At 28.1% G+C, this 21,436-nt stretch carries 23 protein-coding genes and 3 tRNA genes; 1 reads left to right on the forward strand and 25 read right to left on the reverse strand.

Translation table 11 applies throughout. From position 1 onward, the window contains the following. Nucleotides 1–95 precede the first annotated feature (95 nt). A complete protein-coding gene (locus tag BUE91_RS00935; RefSeq protein WP_012859022.1) occupies nt 96–1,208 on the forward strand; it encodes an anaerobic sulfatase maturase in 1,113 nt (370 codons plus the stop codon). Between the two features lie 25 nt (nt 1,209–1,233). Here the strand turns inward: BUE91_RS00935 and BUE91_RS00940 are convergent, their stop codons facing one another. The 25 genes from BUE91_RS00940 to atpB all read right to left on the reverse strand — a co-directional run bounded on the left by BUE91_RS00940 (nt 1,234) and on the right by atpB (nt 21,435). Then, nucleotides 1,234–1,755 carry a hypothetical protein gene (locus tag BUE91_RS00940; protein ID WP_073507674.1) on the reverse strand — a complete coding sequence of 174 codons (522 nt, stop codon included), beginning with the start codon at nt 1,753–1,755 and terminating at the stop codon, nt 1,234–1,236. 15 nt (nt 1,756–1,770) lie between these two features. Beyond that, nucleotides 1,771–2,295 carry a hypothetical protein gene (locus BUE91_RS00945; RefSeq protein WP_073507652.1) on the reverse strand — a complete coding sequence of 175 codons (525 nt, stop codon included), beginning with the start codon at nt 2,293–2,295 and terminating at the stop codon, nt 1,771–1,773. 1 nt (nt 2,296) lies between these two features. After that, entirely contained in the window at nt 2,297–2,818 is a 522-nt protein-coding gene (locus tag BUE91_RS00950; protein ID WP_073507653.1) for a hypothetical protein, read from the reverse strand. Between the two features lie 135 nt (nt 2,819–2,953). Then, nucleotides 2,954–4,933 carry an elongation factor G gene (locus tag BUE91_RS00955; protein WP_073507654.1) on the reverse strand — a complete coding sequence of 660 codons (1,980 nt, stop codon included), beginning with the start codon at nt 4,931–4,933 and terminating at the stop codon, nt 2,954–2,956. A gap of 90 nt (nt 4,934–5,023) precedes the next feature. Beyond that, nucleotides 5,024–5,659, reverse strand: coding sequence for a C40 family peptidase (locus BUE91_RS00960; protein WP_066901046.1), 636 nt, complete (start codon nt 5,657–5,659; stop codon nt 5,024–5,026). After that, nucleotides 5,659–6,111, reverse strand: coding sequence for a D-aminoacyl-tRNA deacylase (gene dtd, locus BUE91_RS00965; protein WP_073507655.1), 453 nt, complete (start codon nt 6,109–6,111; stop codon nt 5,659–5,661). The genes BUE91_RS00960 and dtd overlap by 1 nt, the downstream gene beginning before the upstream one ends. A gap of 99 nt (nt 6,112–6,210) precedes the next feature. Beyond that, nucleotides 6,211–6,286, reverse strand: a tRNA-Lys gene (locus tag BUE91_RS00970). A 3-nt stretch (nt 6,287–6,289) separates the two neighbouring features. Further along, nucleotides 6,290–6,365, reverse strand: a tRNA-Gly gene (locus BUE91_RS00975). Nucleotides 6,366–6,369: 4 nt separating this feature from the next. Next, nucleotides 6,370–6,455 (reverse strand) — tRNA-Leu (locus BUE91_RS00980). Nucleotides 6,456–6,509: 54 nt separating this feature from the next. Then, a complete protein-coding gene (locus BUE91_RS00985; protein WP_073507656.1) occupies nt 6,510–7,301 on the reverse strand; it encodes a sulfite exporter TauE/SafE family protein in 792 nt (263 codons plus the stop codon). 9 nt (nt 7,302–7,310) lie between these two features. After that, nucleotides 7,311–8,900, reverse strand: coding sequence for an NAD(P)/FAD-dependent oxidoreductase (locus BUE91_RS00990; RefSeq protein WP_073507657.1), 1,590 nt, complete (start codon nt 8,898–8,900; stop codon nt 7,311–7,313). A gap of 8 nt (nt 8,901–8,908) precedes the next feature. Next, complete coding sequence (locus BUE91_RS00995) at nt 8,909–10,123, reverse strand: BaiN/RdsA family NAD(P)/FAD-dependent oxidoreductase (protein WP_066901054.1); 1,215 nt, start codon at nt 10,121–10,123, stop codon at nt 8,909–8,911. Between the two features lie 34 nt (nt 10,124–10,157). Beyond that, on the reverse strand, nt 10,158–10,364 hold the full coding sequence (locus BUE91_RS01000; RefSeq protein WP_073507658.1) for a hypothetical protein: 207 nt from the start codon (nt 10,362–10,364) through the stop codon (nt 10,158–10,160). A gap of 78 nt (nt 10,365–10,442) precedes the next feature. Further along, nucleotides 10,443–11,225, reverse strand: coding sequence for an epoxyqueuosine reductase QueH (locus BUE91_RS01005; RefSeq protein WP_307877605.1), 783 nt, complete (start codon nt 11,223–11,225; stop codon nt 10,443–10,445). A gap of 35 nt (nt 11,226–11,260) precedes the next feature. Continuing rightward, nucleotides 11,261–12,439, reverse strand: a complete 1,179-nt coding sequence (locus BUE91_RS01010) for a tetratricopeptide repeat protein (protein ID WP_073507659.1) — start codon at nt 12,437–12,439, stop codon at nt 11,261–11,263. A gap of 20 nt (nt 12,440–12,459) precedes the next feature. Then, nucleotides 12,460–13,152, reverse strand: a complete 693-nt coding sequence (gene dapD, locus BUE91_RS01015; protein ID WP_066901060.1) for a 2,3,4,5-tetrahydropyridine-2,6-dicarboxylate N-acetyltransferase — start codon at nt 13,150–13,152, stop codon at nt 12,460–12,462. Nucleotides 13,153–13,274: 122 nt separating this feature from the next. Further along, nucleotides 13,275–14,972, reverse strand: coding sequence for a M3 family oligoendopeptidase (locus BUE91_RS01020; RefSeq protein WP_073507660.1), 1,698 nt, complete (start codon nt 14,970–14,972; stop codon nt 13,275–13,277). A gap of 16 nt (nt 14,973–14,988) precedes the next feature. Beyond that, complete coding sequence (gene atpC, locus BUE91_RS01025) at nt 14,989–15,381, reverse strand: ATP synthase F1 subunit epsilon (protein WP_066901064.1); 393 nt, start codon at nt 15,379–15,381, stop codon at nt 14,989–14,991. Between the two features lie 2 nt (nt 15,382–15,383). Next, nucleotides 15,384–16,778: a F0F1 ATP synthase subunit beta gene (atpD, locus tag BUE91_RS01030; RefSeq protein WP_066901066.1), complete on the reverse strand. Its 1,395-nt coding sequence runs from the start codon at nt 16,776–16,778 to the stop codon at nt 15,384–15,386. Between the two features lie 10 nt (nt 16,779–16,788). Continuing rightward, the gene (gene atpG / locus BUE91_RS01035) at nt 16,789–17,676 is read right to left on the reverse strand and encodes an ATP synthase F1 subunit gamma (protein ID WP_066901068.1); all 888 of its coding nucleotides are present in this window, start codon (nt 17,674–17,676) and stop codon (nt 16,789–16,791) included. Between the two features lie 15 nt (nt 17,677–17,691). Then, nucleotides 17,692–19,197, reverse strand: a complete 1,506-nt coding sequence (gene atpA, locus BUE91_RS01040; RefSeq protein WP_066901070.1) for a F0F1 ATP synthase subunit alpha — start codon at nt 19,195–19,197, stop codon at nt 17,692–17,694. Between the two features lie 19 nt (nt 19,198–19,216). Next, nucleotides 19,217–19,738 carry an ATP synthase F1 subunit delta gene (gene atpH, locus BUE91_RS01045; protein ID WP_066901072.1) on the reverse strand — a complete coding sequence of 174 codons (522 nt, stop codon included), beginning with the start codon at nt 19,736–19,738 and terminating at the stop codon, nt 19,217–19,219. Nucleotide 19,739: 1 nt separating this feature from the next. Beyond that, nucleotides 19,740–20,243: a F0F1 ATP synthase subunit B gene (gene atpF, locus BUE91_RS01050; RefSeq protein ID WP_064592159.1), complete on the reverse strand. Its 504-nt coding sequence runs from the start codon at nt 20,241–20,243 to the stop codon at nt 19,740–19,742. 15 nt (nt 20,244–20,258) lie between these two features. Then, entirely contained in the window at nt 20,259–20,498 is a 240-nt protein-coding gene (gene atpE, locus BUE91_RS01055; RefSeq protein WP_066901074.1) for an ATP synthase F0 subunit C, read from the reverse strand. A 13-nt stretch (nt 20,499–20,511) separates the two neighbouring features. Beyond that, nucleotides 20,512–21,435, reverse strand: coding sequence for a F0F1 ATP synthase subunit A (gene atpB, locus BUE91_RS01060; RefSeq protein WP_083573705.1), 924 nt, complete (start codon nt 21,433–21,435; stop codon nt 20,512–20,514). Nucleotide 21,436 lies beyond the last annotated feature (1 nt).

The following is a 21,436-nucleotide window of genomic DNA, read 5'->3' on the forward strand; positions in this document are numbered from 1 at the left end:
TAAATGATACTTTATACTGAATATTAAGTCAAGGTATTTTAATATATTGTCTTATTTTAATCTGTGGGGTATAATTTAAAAATAAGAGGTGTTTTATGAAAATCAATAAATTAAGGAGTTTAAACTTATTAATCAAACCATCATCTTGCAATTGTAATCTAAGATGTAATTATTGTTTCTACTTCGATGTTGCAGAAAATAGAGAAACATACACTTATGGAAATATGTCATTTGAAACACTAGAAAATTTAGTTAAAAATGTTTACGATTGTGTAGAATATCAAGTAAACTTCATATTCCAAGGTGGCGAACCTACAATGAGAGGAATAAATTATTATTACAAATTACATGAACTAATAGAAAAATATAATAAAAATAATGTAAATACTACATTCTCTATACAAACAAATGGAACATTATTAAATAAAAGATGGTTTGATTTATTTGAAAAATATAATTATCTAATTGGTATATCTCTTGATGGAACTAAGGATATACATGATATCTTCAGAATAGATATACGACAAAAAGGTACATTTGATTCTATACTTAATAATATAAATAAATTAAGGGAAAGAAATATTGATTTCAATATTTTATGTGTTGTAAATTCAGAAGTTTCAAAAAATGCTAAAAAAATATATGAATTTTTTAGAGAGCAAAAATTTGAATTTTTACAATTTATTCCTGCCTTAGATCCTTTAAAAAATTATGATGAAAAGGATTATACTTTAACTGCTGAAAATTATGGAAAATTTTTAGATGAAATATTTAATCTGTGGTATGAAGATTTAAAAAAGGGAAATTTCATAAGTATAAGATATTTTGAAAATCTTTTATTAATATTATCAGGTAGAAATCCAGAGGCATGTGATATGGTTGGACATTGTTCAGTTAATACAGTTATAGAAGCAGATGGTTCTGTATACCCTTGTGATTTTTATGTAGTTGATGAAAGAAGATTAGGAAATATTAATACTCAAAGTATACCTGAAATAATATTTTCTCAAAAAGCAACCGAATTTGTAAGAGAATCCTTTAAAATAGATGAAAAATGTAAAACTTGCAAATATCTGAAAATATGTAGAACTGGATGTAAAAGACATAAAGATGAAAATAATGTAAATAAATTCTGTTATAGCTACAAATATTTTTTTGGTAGAAACTTAGATAAACTTGTAGATATACGAAATAGATTTATTAAATAAAAAGGGTTACATTACACTGTAGCCCTTAAAATGTATATCCTGTTTCTATACCTATAACAAACTTATTTTCATATCCACTAACTAAACCTATGTTACATTTATCTATCTTTAATCCAACTATTCCCTTTGCTATTGCTACATGGTTTCCATCTAAACTTTTATTCATATTATTAACATGTTCAAGAAATACTCCTACCCCTATCTCTGCTCCTCCATATACCTTTAAACCTCTCTTAATCTCATAATTAGTTTCTCCCCTTAATGTGAAATTAAGTGATCCTCTACCTAAATAATCAATAGCTCCATTATTCTTTATAGCTACTCCTCCCATTAATGATATCTTAGGTCCAAAAGTAAAATCTAACTTCCTTGAATGATCATATCTATATTCTGGCATAAAACCTAATGTTAAAAGTATAAAATTGTCAATTTTACTATTTATATTAAATTCTAATCCATAAACTAATGTACTATCTATCCTATATCTTGGTCTAGTAAAAGTTATCATACTCATCATAATTAAACATATTAATAAACTTTTTCTCATCTCTTCTCCTTTCATCTAAAATGTATATCCTGACTCTATACCTAATATTCCTTTTCCATTTCCTAAATAAATACCTACATTGTATTTTTCTTTTATCTTAATTCCTAATAATACATTCTCAACTGTTCCAAATATGAATTTATTTTTATTATTATCCCTTGATAACCCTAATCCCAATCCAATCTCTATTCCTCCATATAGTTTTATATCTTCTTTTAATCTATAGTTTATATCCACTTCCATTGATAAAAGTCCTTTAGTTTCTATTGCATATTTACTACTAGTTGAAAAATAATAAGAAACATTTGCTCCTATCTTTGGTCCAAATGTTATATCAAATCTCTTATCTAAATCCACTTTCCATTCTGGCAGTAAACCTAAAGTTATTGATGAAAATGTTTTTCTATCTTGATCTAAGCTTTTATTACTATCAAATACTCCTACAGAACCTTCTAGTCTATATCTTGATCCTGTAATATTAGCTGAAAGTGAAAATATACTTAAACTAAGTAACATTATTAATATTAATCTTCTATTCATATTAAAAAGTATAACCTCCTTCTATACCTAATGTTCCCTTTGCATATCCTGTATAAAGTGCTACATTAAATCTTTCTTTTATTTTTACTCCTAAAGATAATTTACCTATATGGGTTACTTTTATTCCACCATAATGATTATCACTCCCACTTAAATATGCTTGAACTCCTAATCCCGTTCCTGCTTCTATACCTGTATATATTTTAATATCATCTTTTACTCTATAGTTAAGATCTATTTCTCCACCTACAATTAAATTAGAATGTAATGTCGTTCCAATTTGTATATCTGTAGTAACATTTAATGTCGCCTTAGGTCCAAATGTTATATCTATCTTTTTATTTATTTCTGCCTTCCATTCTGGTAATACTGAGATAGAAGTTGAAACAAATTTATGAGAAATAACCTTTCCTTTATAATTCATTGCTCCTACAGAACCTTCTAGTCTGTATCTTGGTCCTGTAATATTAGCTGAAAACGAAAATATGCTTAAACTAATTAATGTTATTAATATCTTTTTCATCCATTATTCTCCCTATTTTTTTGATCATCATAATTATACACCCCCCCCCCATTGTTTTGTCAATATTTATATATAGTAAGAAGGATTAATTCCTAAATTAAATAGAAATTAATCCTTTTGTATCAATACTTCTTTTTATTTTTCAGTTTTTTCAATAATTTTTTTAGATATCTCTTCTGGAACTTGTTCATATCTAATAACATTCATTTCAAAGTATCCTCTTCCCTGAGTCATAGATTTTAAATCATTAGAATACTTAAATGTTTCAGCCATAGGAGCTTCTGCAAATATCTCTTGCTTATCTTTACCTAAAGCTTGCATACCAAGTACTTTACCACGTTTTTTAGTAATATCACCCATTATATCCCCTACATTTTCTTCTGGGATAACTATCTTTAATTCCATAATTGGTTCAAGTAAAACAGGTCTAGCTTCAAGCATACCTTTTTTAAACGCTATATTTGCTGCAAGCTTAAATGCCATTTCAGATGAATCTACATCATGATATGAACCATCATAAAGTACTGCTTTAATATTAGTAACTGGATATTTAGCTAATACCCCTTCTTTCATAGATTCTAACAGACCTTTTTCAACTGCTGGTATATATCCTTTAGGAACAGCTCCACCAACTATTTCCTCTTCAAATTCAAATTCCTTATCAGAGTTACTAAATCTTATCTTAACATCTCCATATTGTCCATGTCCACCAGATTGTTTTTTATGTTTACCTTGAACATCAGATGTTCCTTTTATAGTTTCCTTGTATGGAACCTTAAGTTCCTCTATTAAGACCTCAACACCATATCTTTCTTTTAATTTCTCAATTACAGAACTTGCATGTATTTCACCTTGCACTCCTAAAACAGTCTGTCCTGTTTCAATAACACGTCTCCAATACAGTGAATAGTCTTCTTCTCTTATCTTATGTAATGCTGTAGATATTTTATCCTCATCTGACTTATTTTTAGCCTGTATAGCTACTAACATTTGTTCCTTAGGAAACTTAATTTCTTCAATAGCAGATATTTTTTCATTCTTAGCTAAAGTATCAGAATTTTGTGTAAAATTTAGTTTAGTTAAAAGTACTATATCTCCCATAGTTGCCTTTTGTAACTCTACCATTTCACCATAAACCAATGTAAATATCTTATTAACTTTTTCATATTCTCTCTTATTTACATTATATACTTCTGAATCTATTTTTATTTCTCCAGAAAGCACTTTAACATATGATATTTTACCAACAAATGGATCTATAACAGTTTTAAATACCTGTCCTACAAATTCTGCAATATCAATATTTTTCTTATTATCTCTTGGAGATGGTAAGTATTCTCTCATCATATCAAATGTAGTATGTAATCCTATATTTTTGTAAGTCGATCCACAAACTACAGGTATTAATGTTCTATCTAATACACCTTTTCTTAATCCTCTGTGTATTTCCTCTGTTGTAAATTCTTCTCCAGAAAAATATTTATCCATTAATACTTCTTCTGTTTCTGCAACTGATTCTAATAACATTTCTCTAACTGATTGTACTTCGTCTTCAAATTCATCAGGCATTTTAACTGTTTCACACTCTTTACCATTATATTTTCTTGCAAATAAGTCAACTACATTTATATGACCCTTAAAATCATTACCTTTACCCCAAGGTATATGGAAAGGTGCTATTTTCTTACCATATTTCTCTCTTAATTGACTAAGTATTTTAGTATAATCTGCTTTATCAGAATCTATTTTGTTAATGAATATAAATTTAGGAATTTTTCTTTCTTCAGTTAATTCTAACGCTATTTCAGTTCCCACACTTAAATCTGTAGTTGAATCAATAATTATTATTGCCCCTGCCACTGCTGCAAGAGCTGATTCTAACTCACCATAAAAGTCTGAATAACCTGGAATATCTAATAAATTATACTTCATATTTTGATATTCTACTGCTGATAATGTTGTGTTATTAGACATTTTAAATTGTTCTATTGGAGATGAAATTCTAGAAATTAAATTCGCTGTAAATTCTAGAGATTCCAACATATTACTTTTCCCTGAACCACTATGTCCTAATATTCCTACATTCCTAATATTATCACTTGCATAAATTTTCATAGCCTACCTCCTAAAAATATTGATATTACCACATTAACATTATATCTTGAAAACCTAAAAAGTCAAAAAAAGTGCCTTTAGGCACTTTTATTATATTACTTCTCTAGCAGCATCTACTCTTACTGCATATTTAAAATATTTACTCCAATATGAATTATTTAAACTTGATAATATAACACCTCTTGAAGACGAAGCATTGATAAATAACGAGTTACCTATATATACGGCAACATGATTTACCCTATTTTCTGGTCTAAAGTATAATATATCTCCAGGTTTCATATCTCCCTTTTCAACTTTTCTACCTTTTTTTACTTGGTCAACACTTACTCTAGGTAATTCATAACCAAATACATCTCTAAACACTTCTCTTGTTAAGGCTGAACAATCAATACCATTATGATTTATTCCACCAAGCCTATATTTTGTACCTGCCCATTTATCATAAGACGTAAATAACTTATTTTTTAGTATTATGTTATCTAAATTGTTATATACCCCTGACATAGACATTACTGACTCTTCAATTTCATTTATCTTCTTATCAATATATGATTGATCATGTATATATTCTGAATCAAACACTATTGAATTAGAATCTTGCATTACTAATTCTCTTTGAGATTTTGTAGAAGACTTTTTTAGGCTTATTTTATTTGCACTAAACCCTGTTGCTGGTAATAATGCAAGAGATAATACTAATATAATTTTCTTGTATCTCAACATTAATTTACTTCCTCTCTTGTATCAAAAATAAAGTTCATTGGACCATCATTACTTGATTGCACATCCATATATGTTTGAAATTTTCCTGACTTATATCTTACATCACATCTTTCTAACTCTTTTAAAAATTCTTCATATATTTCATTTGCTTTAAGTACTGATGCAGACTCTGTAAATGAGGGTCTGTTCCCTTTTTTCATTTTTCCGTAAAGTGAGAAATTACTAATAACCATCACTTCATAATTTTTATCTAGTAATGAAAAATTAATTTTTCCTTCTTCATCTTCAAATATTCTAAGATTAATCAATTTTTTAATACAGATTTGTACATCTTTTAAGTTATCTTCATTATGAACTCCTAAATAAACTAAAAGTCCTTTTTCTATGGAATTATATGTCCCATCTTCAAATAAAACCTTAGCATTATTTACTCTTTGTATTAACATTTTCATAATTTTAGACACTCCTCTCTATGCATTATATCACAAAAAATGAAAAAAAGGAAGAAAAAATCTTCCTTTGTATTATAAACACTTTGTTTTCACTATAAATGGTGAGTCATACTGGAATCGAACCAGTGACACCTTGATTAAAAGTCAAGTGCTCTACCGACTGAGCTAATGACTCACATGGAGCGGGAGACGAGGGTCGAACTCGCGACATTCAGCTTGGAAGGCTGACACTCTACCAACTGAGTTACTCCCGCATCATGGTGCCTCGGGCCGGACTCGAACCGGCACGGGATTGCTCCCACAGGATTTTAAGTCCTGTGTGTCTACCATTTCACCACCAAGGCATTTATTATCGACAAGAAGTATTATATATTATTTGATTTTTTTTGTCAATACTTTTAAAACATTTTGAAAATTATTCTTATACCATTAAATAAATTCAAACATATTACAAATATTGTAATTATATTATATGCTTTTTTTATAACCTTATTACTAGATAACATATTTACCTTAGTCCCTATATTTCCACCTAATATAGCTGCAGGAATAATTACTAACAATGGGGACATTTCATATCCTGATATGCCAGTTATAAAAAAGTCTATGAAATTCTTAGAAAGCTGTGAGAAAAATATAGTTGAAATAGAGTATAAGGTAGCACTTTTCATACTTACTCCAAAGATTAGTATAAATAGTGAAACATTTATAGGTCCTCCACCTATTCCCAAAAATGTAGATACTATACCAAGACTCATACTAACTAAAAAATATATAACATAATTTCTATATTTAAAAGTAAACTTACAATAAGTGTTATAGTAAACAGCTAATGATAATACTATTACTGTAATTGTAATTTGTATTAATTTAACTATATCATCACTAGAAAAATATGATAAAGAATTCTTGAAAATTTGAATACCTAATTTCCCACCTATGATAGAACCTAATGCAATTGCAAGTAATTGCTTATTTTCAATCCTATCTCCTTGTCTTGCTTTTTTAATTATAGATACTACTGACATAGTAAGCACAGCAAGAGATGAATAAAAATTAATATTATCTAAATTAGAATAAGATAGTGCATCAAGACTTGGCTTTATTATTACTCCACCACCCATTCCAGATAATGATCCTACTCCTGTTGCAAAAGTTATTATTAAAAAATATATAATGTAAATATACATCTAAACCTCCTATTTTTCTTCAAGTATTGAATTTATAATTGCCTCAGCACAACGTATTCCATCTACTGCTGCACTCATTATTCCACCAGCATATCCTGCACCTTCTCCACAAGGTATTAATCCTTTAACACTTGAATTATATTTATCATCCCTATTTATTCTAATAGGAGATGATGTTCTGCTTTCTATACCAGTAATTACAGCATCTTTTCCTGCAAACCCATGTATTTTATTATCAAATTTAGGAAATGCCTCTCTTAATGTAAGTGAAATAAAATCAGGAAATAATTCATTTAAATTACACAATTTATATCCTATAGAATAACTTGGCTTAACATTACCAAGTTTACTGCTTTTAACATTTTTAATGAAATCCTGTACTAATTGTACAGGTGCTTTATAATTTGAACCACCCATAATAAAGGCTTTTTCTTCTAATTCTCTTTGAAAATACATACCTGCTAAATTCCCTTCTCCTAAATCCTCAGGTGTTACATTAACTAATACTGCTGAATTTGCATTTTCTAAATCTCTTTTACTATAGCTCATACCATTTATTACTAATCTATTCTTCTCACTAGATGAGGGTACAACTACTCCACCAGGACACATACAAAATGTATATACTCCTCTTCCATTTGAAGCCCTTACATTTAACTTATATTCAGCTGGAGGTAATAAATCTGCATTCTTTCCATATTGAACCTGGTTTATAAGTTTTTGTTTATGTTCTATTCTAACTCCCACTGAAAATACCTTTTTACTCATATCAATATTATTCTTATCTAACATTTCAAATGTATCCCTTGCACTATGTCCAATAGCAAGTATGGCATAATCTGTTTCTAAATCATATTCTTCCTTTGTATCTAGATTTAATACCTTTAATGAATGTAATTTTAGATCCTTCGAACTATAATTTATGACCTTATTTCTAAACCTATATTCCCCACCAAGGCTTATTACTTTCTTTCTAATATTTTCAACTATTTTTACAAGCTCATCTGTTCCTAAATGAGGTTTAGAAATATATGCTATACTTTCATCTGCCCCAGCCTCAATTAATTCATCTACAACCTTTTTTATTCTAACATTATGAGTATTAGTTGTAAGTTTTCCATCAGAAAAAGTTCCTGCTCCACCCTCACCATATTGTACATTAGATTCCTCATCTAACTTACCAGTCTCAAAAAAATTATAAACATCTTCTACTCTTTCTTTAACTGCCTTTCCTCTTTCAAGTATAATAGGCTTTAAATCTGCCTTAGCTAAAATTAAAGCCGCAAGCATTCCTGCTGGTCCTGTTCCTATAACAACTGGTCTTTTCTCTCTATATCCTTTTACTATTTGTTGTGGATAAATATATTCTTCAACCACTGATACATTCTTATACTTTTCAATATTATTATACACCTTATCATTACTATCAAAATCTATAGTATACACATATTTAATATTATTCTTATTCCTAGCATCAATAGCTTTACCAGTTACTTTAAAATCATTTATTTCATTATCTTTTAAAATAAATCTCATTTCTCTTCTTATATCTTCTTCACTATGTTTAATATCTACTTTAATATTAGTAATCCTTAACATTCTTTCTCCTAAATATTATTTCCTACATGCATACCTGATATGAAGCACCAATTTAAGTTATATCCTCCACAATCACCAAATACATCTAATACTTCACCAGTAAAATATAGGCCCTTAACTATTTTAGATTCTAATGTATAGTTATCAACCTCATTAATTCTAATTCCTCCTGCTGTAACCTGTGCATTTGAAAAACCTGTAGTGTCATATACCTTAAATACAAATTTTTTTAACTTTTCTACTAATCTTTCTATAATCTCATCATCAAGTTCACTAACTTTAAAATTTAGTTTTTCTATACCCACACTTTTTAATAAATAACTAGCAAACTTCTTATTAACTAAACCATTTAAATAATATTCTATTTCTAAATATCCTAATTCCTGTTTTCTAACATGTAATAATCTTCTTAGCTCATCCTCACTATACATACTTAAAAAATCTACATGCCAATAAAGTTCTTCAAAATCATATAGAGCGGTAAGATAAGATAGATTAAAAATGCATGGACCTGAAACACCATAGGCTGTAAATAGCAATTCATTTTCATCACTTCTTAATAACTCTCCATTTTTATACACACTTAATTTTACTCTTTGTTTAACCCCTTCTAAACCTTTAGCATATTTTTTATCTACCTTTAATTGCACTAATACAGGAAATATATTTGTTCTACTATGTCCCATTTTTGCTGCTAAATCATATCCACTACCATTACTACCAAGTTCTGGATAAGATATTCCCCCTGCTGCAATAACTAACTTATCTACAATTACAGTTTCATCATTTATGCTTGTAACATTAAACTTAGCATTCTTTTTCCTAACCTTAGCAACGTCAAATTCATATCTAACTTCTATATTATTCATACTCTCAACCTTAAATCTTAAGGCATCTACAATAGAAGCAGCTTGATATGATAAAGGATAAACCTTACCAAATTTTTCCACCTTGTATTCTATACCTATTTTTTGAAAAAAAGCCAATACATCCTCAAAACTATACTTATTAAATATTTTTTCATCTATTTTATCTTCTATAGAAAAATAATTGTCATATCCTGCATTAATATTAGTAAAATTACATGTTCCATTACCTGTAACCAATACTTTCTTTAGCATTCTATCTTTTCTTTCAAAGATTATAATTTCATGCCCTCTTTGTGCAGCATAAATTGCACATAATATTCCTGAAGCTCCTGCTCCAATTATTCCTATTTTCATTTATTCTACTCACTTTCCCATATTGAAAAAATATTTATTTGAAACTTAATATCATATCCATTATAGCTTTTGATGTAGTACACTTATTTTCTTTCTTATATTTTTCTAAAATCCTTTTCATCTCATTATACTCTAACTCAGTATATTTATAACCTAAAAATCTTTTATCTTTTAATACTCCATTAGATTTATTCGGTGTTCCTTTTACTCTCCCACCAAATTTTTTACCTGTTGCATTCACATATACCTCTTTTCATTATTCACTATATATATATTAGAATTATATAGACTCCCAATCTAAAAGTCAAGGATAGATGTTTTAACTTTTATTTAAGGCAAAAATACAACCACAATAACATTGTCTATATACATCATATTCATTGCACATTTCTATACTTCTTTTATACCCATTATTCTTCTTAAAGTCTGAAGGCAGGTATTTAACTTTATATATTTCTTGTACTTCAAAACCTAACTCATTAACTAACTTAGAATTTTTTTTAGGAGATAATGTAATAGCTGAACCAAAATAATCAAAATTTAAATTTTTAGCATACCTTGCAACAATATCTAATCTCATCTGAAAACAAGTTACACATCTACTACCACCCTCAGGTTCATTTTCCTGACCTTTTGTTAACTCTAAAAAATGTTTAGGGTTGTATTCATCTTCTATATATTCTACATTATTTCCTGTTCTTTCATTAAAATCTTTAATAAATTTTTGTTGAACTTCACTTCTTTTTATATATTCTTGCTTAGGATGTATATTAGAATTTGCAAATAATATAGTTACATCTGCATAATTACATAAAAATTCTAAAGTATATGTCGAACAGGGAGCACAACAACTATGTAATAAGATTTTAGGTCTATTTTTAAGCATTTTCCACTTTTTTATTAATTTCTCAAGTATCACGTGATAATTTATTACCTGATTTTTATTCATTGAAGATAAAATGGATAATGCATCATCAAATTCATTTTCAGTTATGAAACTATTATCTTTAATCAGATCAAAAAGTTTATCATTTTTATTTCTATTATCTTTCATATCCTTTTTTAATTTTTCATATATTTCTCTTAATTCCTTATTTTCCATAATTCCCTTTCAATATAAAAATAGGCTTTCGCCTATTAATTTCTTCTATTTCTATATTTTTGATAATCTTCAAATTCTTTTAATATACTTTCTTTTTTTATTCTGCTAATTTCATTATTTTCTAACATATCTTCTAATAATAATTCTAATTTATATATATTCTGATTTCCAAAATATATATTTATTAAAGCGTAATTTGCATTTCTATTACCTTCTTTTTTAGCCTTTATCAAATATTTTTCTGCATAATCAAATAAATTTTCAGAAGCTAATTTAATTCCAAGGTCAAAATTAACTATTCCTATAGACTCTAATTTTTTTAAATTTAATTCTATATCTTCATTTTTCTTTAATAATCTTGCATATTTTATTAAATCTATTATTAAATTTGCATCAGTATTACTATTTTTTTCTATCAATTTTAAAACATTATATGCACTTTCATATTCTAAATTAATAACATACATCTTATATATTCTCTCTAAAATATATGCAGAACTTTTTCCATGTATATTTAAAGCCTTATTCAAATAACCTAATGATCTAACCTTATCACCACGTTTAAATTCAAGATTTGAATATCCAATATATCCAAGCTGTATATTTTCAATATTTTTACTATTTAATAAAATATCAAAATATCTTTTAGCATCCTCATATTTATCATTTTCTAAATATGACATAGATAATAGATTAAATAATACTCCTCTTTCTCTTTCAGAAAACTTATGTATCACACTTTTATTAAGTCTTTGTAATTTTTCATGTTTATTATTTGTTTCATATAAATAAATTAAATTTGATAAAAAAGGTAATTCTTGATAATTAGTTTTTTTATTCAATATTTCAGTTTGATTTATGGCTTCTTCAATATTTTCTTCTTCTATAGCTATAGTAAATAAATATTGACTGGCTTTTATAGAAGAAAATGTTCTAGCTTCTAAATTTTCTGATAATTTTCTATAATAAATTTTAGCTTCATTTATTTTATTCTCTCTATGATAAATATTTGCAAGATAATAATATGCTGATTCCAAAAACTTTTTATCTTCATTATTTTCCACTTTTTTTTCAATTATAACATGTAACAATAATTTTGCATCCTCATATTTATTTTCTGTCATTAATTTTAAGGATTTTTCTAAATCTGACTTAATATCTGCATTTAATATGAATGAAAGAGAAAAAAACAAAAAAACAAATAGCTTTTTCATATATATCTACCTTACTTAAATTATTTTCTTAATTCTTCTACTATTTCAGTTTTTGATTTTGTCTTTTCATCTATTAATTTAATGACTTTTGCTGGCATACCTGCAACTACAACTCCACTTGGTACATTTTCAGTTACAACTGCCCCTGCTGCAACTACAGAATTTGCCCCTACCCTTACACCTTCAAGAACAACTGCATTAGCTCCTATTACTACATTATCTTCTATTACAACTGGATCTGCTGAAGGCGGTTCAATAACTCCTGCTAAAACTGTTCCAGCACCTATATGACAATTTTTACCAACAGTAGCCCTTCCACCAAGCACTGCATTCATATCTATCATAGTTCCTTCTCCAATTTTTGCTCCTATGTTTATAACAGCTCCCATCATAATAACAGCCTTAGATTCTATAATAACCTTATCTCTAATAATAGCACCTGGTTCAATTCTAGCATCAATATTTTTAATATCAAGTAATGGAAGTGCTGAATTACGTCTATCATTTTCTAAATAGTAATTTTTTAAATCATTATCTTTAATTAATTTTTCAACTTCATCCCAGTTACCTATTATTATTTTAGTTTCTTTTCCTATGATCTTAACACTATATTCACCTTTTATCTCTTCATCTGTATAAAGTTTAACAGGTGTTTTTCTTTCTGAATTTGCAATAAAGCTTATAATTTCTTTTGATCTTTCTAGTTCTGTCATATATACTCCTCTTAATACTATTATTTTAATAATATCATATATTAAAATAAAATACCATTAGTTTTTTCTTATAACTAAAAAGAGAATTTCTATAAAAATAGAAACCCTCTTATATATCCAAATTATAGATTTTCATCATTAATTGTTGATAAAAATTCTTTTACAGGTGGTATAATTTTTAATATATTACCATTTTCAAATGGATTATCTAATTTAACATCTTCTAATAATCCAAGGAAAGTTTTAGAACCTCCAAGAATACATAATCTCATATATTTTTTCCATGCAAATTCTCTATCTTCACCATTTAACTTCCACATTTGCAATGCAATTACCTGCGCTAAAGTATAGTCTATATAATAAAATGGCATTTCAAATATATGTCCTTGTTTAAACCAGAATAATCCTTTTAAGTATGATTCCATACCATCATAATCTCTTGTAGGTAAGTATTCTTTTTCAAGTTCTAACCATTTCATTCTTCTTTCCTCAGGTGTTACATTAGGATTTTCATACACAAAGTGTTGAAATTCATCAACTAAAGCTCCATAAGGTATGAATAAGAATGCTCCACTTAAATGATGATATTTAAATTTATCAATATCTTCTTTAAAGAATGATTCCATCCATGGCCAAGTTAAAAATTCCATACTCATAGAATGAATTTCTGCTGATTCTGATGTAGGCCAGTAATATGAAGATATATCAATATTTCTCATTGTTTGATAAGATTGGAAAGCATGCCCTGCCTCATGCGTTAAAACTTCAACATCATGTGCCGTTCCATTAAAGTTAGCGAATATAAATGGCATAGTATATTTATCAAGTGATGTACAGTATCCTCCACCTTGTTTACCTTTTTTACTATCTAAGTCAAGTAATTCTTGCTCAACCATTTTTGAGAAAAATTCATGTGTTTCAGGTGATAATTCCTTATACATTTCCTTAGCTCTTTCAACCATCCATTCTCTATCTCCCTTAGGAGTTGGATTTCCTGTTAAAAATGACATTCCTTCATCATAGTATTTTAATTTATCAACCTTTATTCTCTTTTCCTGTCTTTTTCTTAATTCAACATATAAAGGAACTATATTCTCTTTTATTTGCTTCCTATAATTTGCAACATCTTTAGCATCATAATCAAGTCTACCCATTCTTAGATATCCAACTTCAACAAAGTTTTCATATCCAAGTTTTTTAGCTATTCTATCTCTTACTTTAACTAATGAATCATATATTCTATCATACTCTTGCATATTATCTTCAAAAAATTTACCTACAGCCATAACTGCTTCTTTTCTTGTATTTCTATCTATATTTTGAGTATATGGCACCATTTCTGAAAGATTTCTTTCTTCACCATCAAACATAATCTTAGCACTAGATGTTAATTTAACATATTCTGTTACTAATCTATTTTCTTCTTGTAAATCTTCAATTATTTCATTTTTAAATAATTTTAGTTCTAAATCTATTTTTTGGAATGCAAGTTTACCAAATTTTTCTTCTAATTCAGGTCTAAATTTAGAATTTGCAAAAGCTATTCCTAAATCATTTCCAAATTCTGAAATTAAAGGTATATTTTCATCATAAAAAGCTTTTTCTTTAGAATAGTATTCATCTGTAGTATCTATACTATTTCTTATATAAGCTAAATTATAGTTAGTTGAAAACTCCTTATTAATTTCATCAAGTTCGTAATAAAGCTCTATTGCTTTTTGTGCATTTTCAGCATTTTCAAGTTCTTCTTTAATATTTATATACGTTTTTTTTAATTCATCAATATCTACTCTTTTATATTCAAAATCTTTAAAAACCATTACATATCTCCTAATTCTATCTAAGTAAGCTATCTTGTAATTTTTTCTTAGTTCCAAGTATATCTTGATCCTCTTTCTTTTTAGCCTCAATAGCTCTTTCAAGTTTTTGTTGTTTAATTTTTTTAAATTCTTCTTCACTTTCAGCAAGCATAGCTTCTTCTGCCATAACTGTAACATAGTTATGATTAACCTCTAAAAATCCCCCACTAACATAATAACTTTTCTCTTCTTCAAAATTTTTAATTATCATTAATCCTTCTCCAAGAGAACTCATAAAATTAGTATGATTAGGAAGTATACCAATATCTCCTCTAATAGTTCTAACCTTAACGAATTTTGTTTCCTTACACAAATACTCTATTTTTTCAGGTGTTACTACTTTTAATGTAAAAAAATCTTTTTTTTCCATAATTATTCACCCATTAGATCTTTTGCTTTTGCCACTGCATCATCTATAGTTCCTACATAAAGAAATGCCTGTTCTGGAAGTTCATCATGTTTACCATCTAAGATTTCTTTAAATCCTCTTATTGTTTCACGTAATGTAACATATTTACCTTTCATACCTGTAAATTGTTCAGCAACTGAGAATGGTTGAGAGAAAAATCTTTGAATTTTTCTTGCTCTACTTACTATTACCTTATCTTCATCACCTAATTCATCCATACCAAGTATTGCAATAATATCTTGCAATTCCTTGTATCTTTGTAAAACTTTAACAGTTTCTCTTGCTACCTTATAGTGTTCATTTCCAACTATTTCTGCTTCAAGTATTCTTGAAGTTGAAGCAAGTGGATCAACTGCTGGATAAATTCCTAATGATGCAATCTGTCTTGATAATACTGTTGTTGCATCAAGATGTGAAAATGTTGTAGCTGGTGCTGGATCAGTTAAATCATCTGCTGGAACATATACTGCTTGTACTGATGTAATAGATCCCTTTTTAGTTGAAGTAATTCTTTCTTGCAGAGCACCCATATCTGTTGCAAGGTTAGGTTGATAACCAACAGCAGATGGCATTCTTCCAAGTAAAGCTGAAACTTCAGATCCAGCTTGAGTAAATCTAAATATATTATCTATGAATAATAATACATTTTGACCTTCTTTATCTCTAAAATATTCAGCCATAGTTAATGCTGAAAGTGCAACTCTAAGTCTTGCCCCAGGTGGTTCATTCATTTGACCATAAACTAAAGCAGTCTTATTAATAACACCACTTTCTTTCATTTCGTTATACAGATCTCTACCTTCTCTAGTTCTTTCTCCTACTCCAGCAAATACAGATAATCCTCCATGACCTTTTGCAATATTATTAATTAATTCTTGAATTAATACAGTTTTACCTACTCCAGCTCCTCCAAAAAGACCTATTTTTCCTCCTTTTAGATATGGTGCTAGTAAATCTACTACCTTAATTCCTGTTTCTAATATCTCAGAGTGAGTTTCTTGTTCTTCAAATTCAGGTGCTTTCTTATGTATAGAATGTCTTTCTTCTGTTATAATTTCATCACCATTATCAACAGTTTCACCTAAAACATTAAAGATTCTACCTAAAGTTTCTTTCCCTACTGGTACTTTAATAGGCTCTCCTGTATCTATAACATCTATCCCTCTTTTTAATCCATCAGTAGATGTCATAGCAACTGCTCTTACAACATTATTTCCTAAATGTGCTTGAACTTCTGCAACTATTTTTTTCCCATCTTCATAATATATTTCTAAGGCATTAAAGATATCTGGTAAGGTATTATCAAATCTTGCATCTATAACTGGTCCTATAATCTGAACCAATTTACCTTTATTCATCTTATTCCTCCTATTTAATTGCTTGAGAACCACCAACAATTTCTGATAGTTCCTGTGTTATTAGACTTTGTCTAATTCTATTATATTCTAATGTCAATTTATTTATTATTTCTGTTGCACTATCACTTGCATTTTTCATAGCAGACATTCTAGCAGAATGTTCACTTGCTGAATTTTCAAGTAATGCTTGGTATAACTTATTATTCAAAAGTTTAGGTAAAAATTCTACTAAAACCTGATTTTCATCTGGCTCAAAAATATATCTTTTATCCCTTACCTCTTCACTTTCTTTAGATATCTTTAACCCTGTAGGTCTTGAAAAAGGTAATATTCTTTCCTCTATTAAGTTATAGTGAATTACTGATACAAATTTTGAATATATTAAATATACTTCATCATACTGATCTGAGATATAGAAATCAACTATATCCTCACTAATAATCTTAGCCTTTGAAAACATTGTTTCAGGTATTAATTGTATATATTCTGCATCTACATTAATATCTTTAGTTTTACAATAATCTCTTGCTTTTCTACCTATAGAGATTATGGAAACATTTTTACCTTCCTTAGTAAATCTTTTTACCATTTTATCCATTTTTTTTAAAGTATTAGAATTAAATGATCCACAAAGTCCTCTATCAGATGTCATAACTACTATACCAACATTTTTAACTTCCTTTTTACCTTCAAATAAAATATTATGTCTATTACCTATATGATTTAATAAGTTATATAAAGCATACTCTAAAGATTTTTCATATTCTCTAGTTTTAAAGGTAAGCAGCTGAAATTTTTTAAATTTAGTTGAAGAAACAATATTCATAGCACTAGTTATCTGTTTTGAATTATTAATGCTATTAATTCTAGCTTTAATTTCTTTCATATTAGATGCCATATGTTTCTCCCTTCATTAATGTACATAATCTTTTTTAAATGTTTTTATAAAGTCTTCTAATTCCTCTTCTATTTCTTTAGTTAAGGCTTTTTCAGTTACAATCTGTTTTAAAATATCTGTTGTAGAATACATACTTTGTAATAATTCTTCTTCAAAATTTCTAACATCTTCTACATCAATATCATCTAAATAACCTTTAGTTACAGCATAAAATGAAACTACTTGCTCTTCAACAGACATAGGAGAGTATTGTTTTTGTTTTAATATTTCCATTATTCTTTCACCACGATTTAATTGATCACGTGTTGCCTTATCAAGATCAGAACCAAATTGTGCAAATGCTAATAATTCATTGTATTGTGCAAGTTCCATTTTAACCCTACTTGCTACTTGTTTCATAGCCTTAATTTGTGCTGAACCTCCAACCCTTGAAACTGAAAATCCTGCATTAATAGCTGGTCTAAATCCAGAATTAAATAAATCTGTTTCCAAGAATATTTGACCATCTGTTATTGATATAACATTGGTTGGAATATATGCTGATATATCCCCCGCCTGAGTTTCAATTATTGGAAGAGCAGTAATAGATCCTCCACCTAATTCATCAGATAATTTTGCTGCTCTTTCAAGCAATCTTGAATGTAAATAAAAAACATCTCCTGGATATGCTTCACGCCCAGGTGGTCTTTTTAATAATAAAGACATTTCTCTATATGAAACAGCATGTTTAGATAAATCATCATATATTATCAATACATGTTTTCCTTCTTCCATAAAATATTCTGCCATTGCAACACCAGCATAAGGGGCTAAATATTGAAGTGGTGCAGGCTCACTAGCAGTAGCAGCCACTATAGTTGTATACTCCATTGCTCCTGCTTCTTCTAATTTTCTTTGAATTGAAGCTACTGTAGATCTTTTTTGACCTATAGCAACATATATACAATATAGCCCTGTATTTTTTTGATTGATAATTGTATCTATGGCTATAGCTGTTTTACCAGTTTGTCTATCTCCTATTATTAATTCTCTTTGTCCTCTTCCTATAGGTATCATTCCATCTATTGCCTTAATACCTGTTTGTAGAGGTTCAGTAACTGGTTTTCTATCTATTATTCCTGATGCTACTCTTTCAACTTTCATGTATTTAGAGGGGATTATAACGCCCTTACCATCTATAGGTTCACCTAATGAGTTAACTACTCTTCCAAGCAGTGCTTCTCCAGCAGGAACTTCAGTAATTTTACCTGTACCCTTAACTACATCTCCTTCTTTAATTCCTCTAGTATCTCCCAGTATAACAGCACCAACTGAATTTTCCTCTAGATTTAAAACCATACCTGTTGCTCCATTAGGAAATTCTAAAAGTTCTCCTGCCATAGCATTATCTAAACCATAAATTCTTGCTATACCATCTCCTACTTCCACTACTGAACCAACACTAGAAACATCTATTCTTTTTTTATAGTTTTCTATTTCTTTTCTAATTATATTACTAATTTCTTCTGGTTTGATTTTCAAAAAAAAACACCTCCTCAATTTAACGTTTCAATTCTTTAATTTGAGTCTTAATCGAACCATCAATTACATCATCATTTATTTTAATTATTCCACCACCTATTAGGTTTTTATCAACTTTATAATGCACTACAACTTCTTTTTGTTTCATACTAACTAATTTTTTTCTTAGTTTTTCTTTTTGTTCAGTTGATAACTCTTTAGGAAAAATAGCTGTTACTATTAGCTTTTTATGAGCTTCATAATATATCTTACTATATTGTTCATTAATTTCTTTGATATGTAATAATCTATCTTTTTCAATTAAATAATCTAAAATATCTAAAGGTTCATTTTTAATATCTCTATATATCCTATTTATCAATTCTTTTTTCTCTTCTTTTCCAATAATAGGATAACTTAAAAATTTTTTGAAATCTTCATCATTTTCTATATGTTCTAAAATAACATTTAACATTTCAAATACTTCAAATACTTCGTCTTTTTCTTCGGCTACTTGATAAATAGCTTCTGCATATCTTCTAGCTATAGAAAGATTTTCCATATTATTCACCTACTTCATCAATAAATTTATCGATACTTTTATCAACTATTTCAGGATTTTTTTCTATGTTTTCTTTAATTATCTTTTCTGCAAGCTCTGTAGCCATTTGACTCATTTCTTTTTGTAACTGCTCTTTAATACTATTTCTTAACTTTAAAACTTCTGATTCTGCACGCATTATCATTCTATCACGTGTAAGAGTTGCATTATCTAAAATTTGTTCTTTTCTTTCATCAGCTTGTCTTTCTGCTTTAATAATAATATCATTTGCACGTCTTTTAGCTTCTTTTCTTAATTTTTCATAATTTTGTTTTTGTTCTTCTAATTTTTCTCTTTCCTCTTTAACTATTTCAAGCTCTTTTAATGCTATCTTTTTTCTTTCTTCTATAACTTTTCCAATTTTTTTATAGAAGTATTTATGAAATACATATACTAAAATAAAGAAATTTATTATCTGAACTATCATTAAAATATCAATGGTAATTAAATTATTATTTTGTTCCATGAGATTCCACCTTTATTATCCTTTTATTAAAGCTAAGATTAATGCTATAATTAATGCAAAAATCCCTGTTGATTCTGTGATAGCACAACCAATAAATAGTGTTGCCATGACATCATTTTTAGCTTCAGGTTGTCTTGCTACTGCCTCTACTGCTGCTGCAGTTGCTAATCCTTGTCCAAGTCCTGCTCCTATTCCCCCACATGCTGCTATACCAGCTCCTAATAATGCTGCTGCTTTAATTATTGATGCATCCATTTTTTTCCTCCTTCTATTCTTCTTCATCTTCTCCTATTAACATCTGTTTAATATACACTGATGATAATACTGTAAATACAAATGCCTGTAAAATTCCAATAAAGAAATCTAAATATATTTGTAATATATTAGGCCATCCTACTGCAAAACTAAAACTTCCCTTTAATATGTTATTTGTTAAACTTGGAAAAACATCCTTAACTGCCAATCCATAAACTAGCGACATAATTACAAGTCCTGCAAACATATTACCGAATAATCTCATGGATATATTTATTGGTTTTGCAAATTCTCCAATTATATTTATCGGGAGCATAAACACAAATGGTTGTGACAACTCTTTTATAAAGCCTAGTATACCCATTCTATAAATTGCTGCTCCTAAAAAAATAACAAAAACTACTAAGGCTAACCCTACCGTTGTATTCATATCTGCCGTTGCAGTTCTAAAGAAAGGTTTAATATATATTAAACCATGTTCTCTCTTCCATATAATAGCAAAAGGGAATAAGAACATAGATACATTTAGAAATGCTATCATTGAAAATAATGCCGAGAAAAATCCTGCAAATTTTTCCTTATACTTCCCTAATCCTTGTAAAAATGAATTGTTTATAAAGTTATAGTATTCCTCTAATATCAATTGAAAAAAATTAGGATTTTCTACACTAATATTTCTAGTTCCTCTAATTAATATGAAAATAATAATTATCATTATTACCCATGTATTCATTATAGTCTGATTAATATTTAATATATATCTACCTATAGGTATACTAAAAAATATTTCAGGTGCTTCAATAATATCATGAGGTTTTTCAAATGTTATAGGAAAAATAGTTGACACTATGGCTAAAAATAAGTTCACTCCTACAAGCATTAAAATCATTAATCCTATCCACTTTAGCATATTCTTCTTCTTTGACAAATGTACCATC

Source organism: Streptobacillus notomytis, assembly GCF_001902585.1.
Taxonomy (GTDB): Bacteria; Fusobacteriota; Fusobacteriia; order Fusobacteriales; family Leptotrichiaceae; genus Streptobacillus; species Streptobacillus notomytis.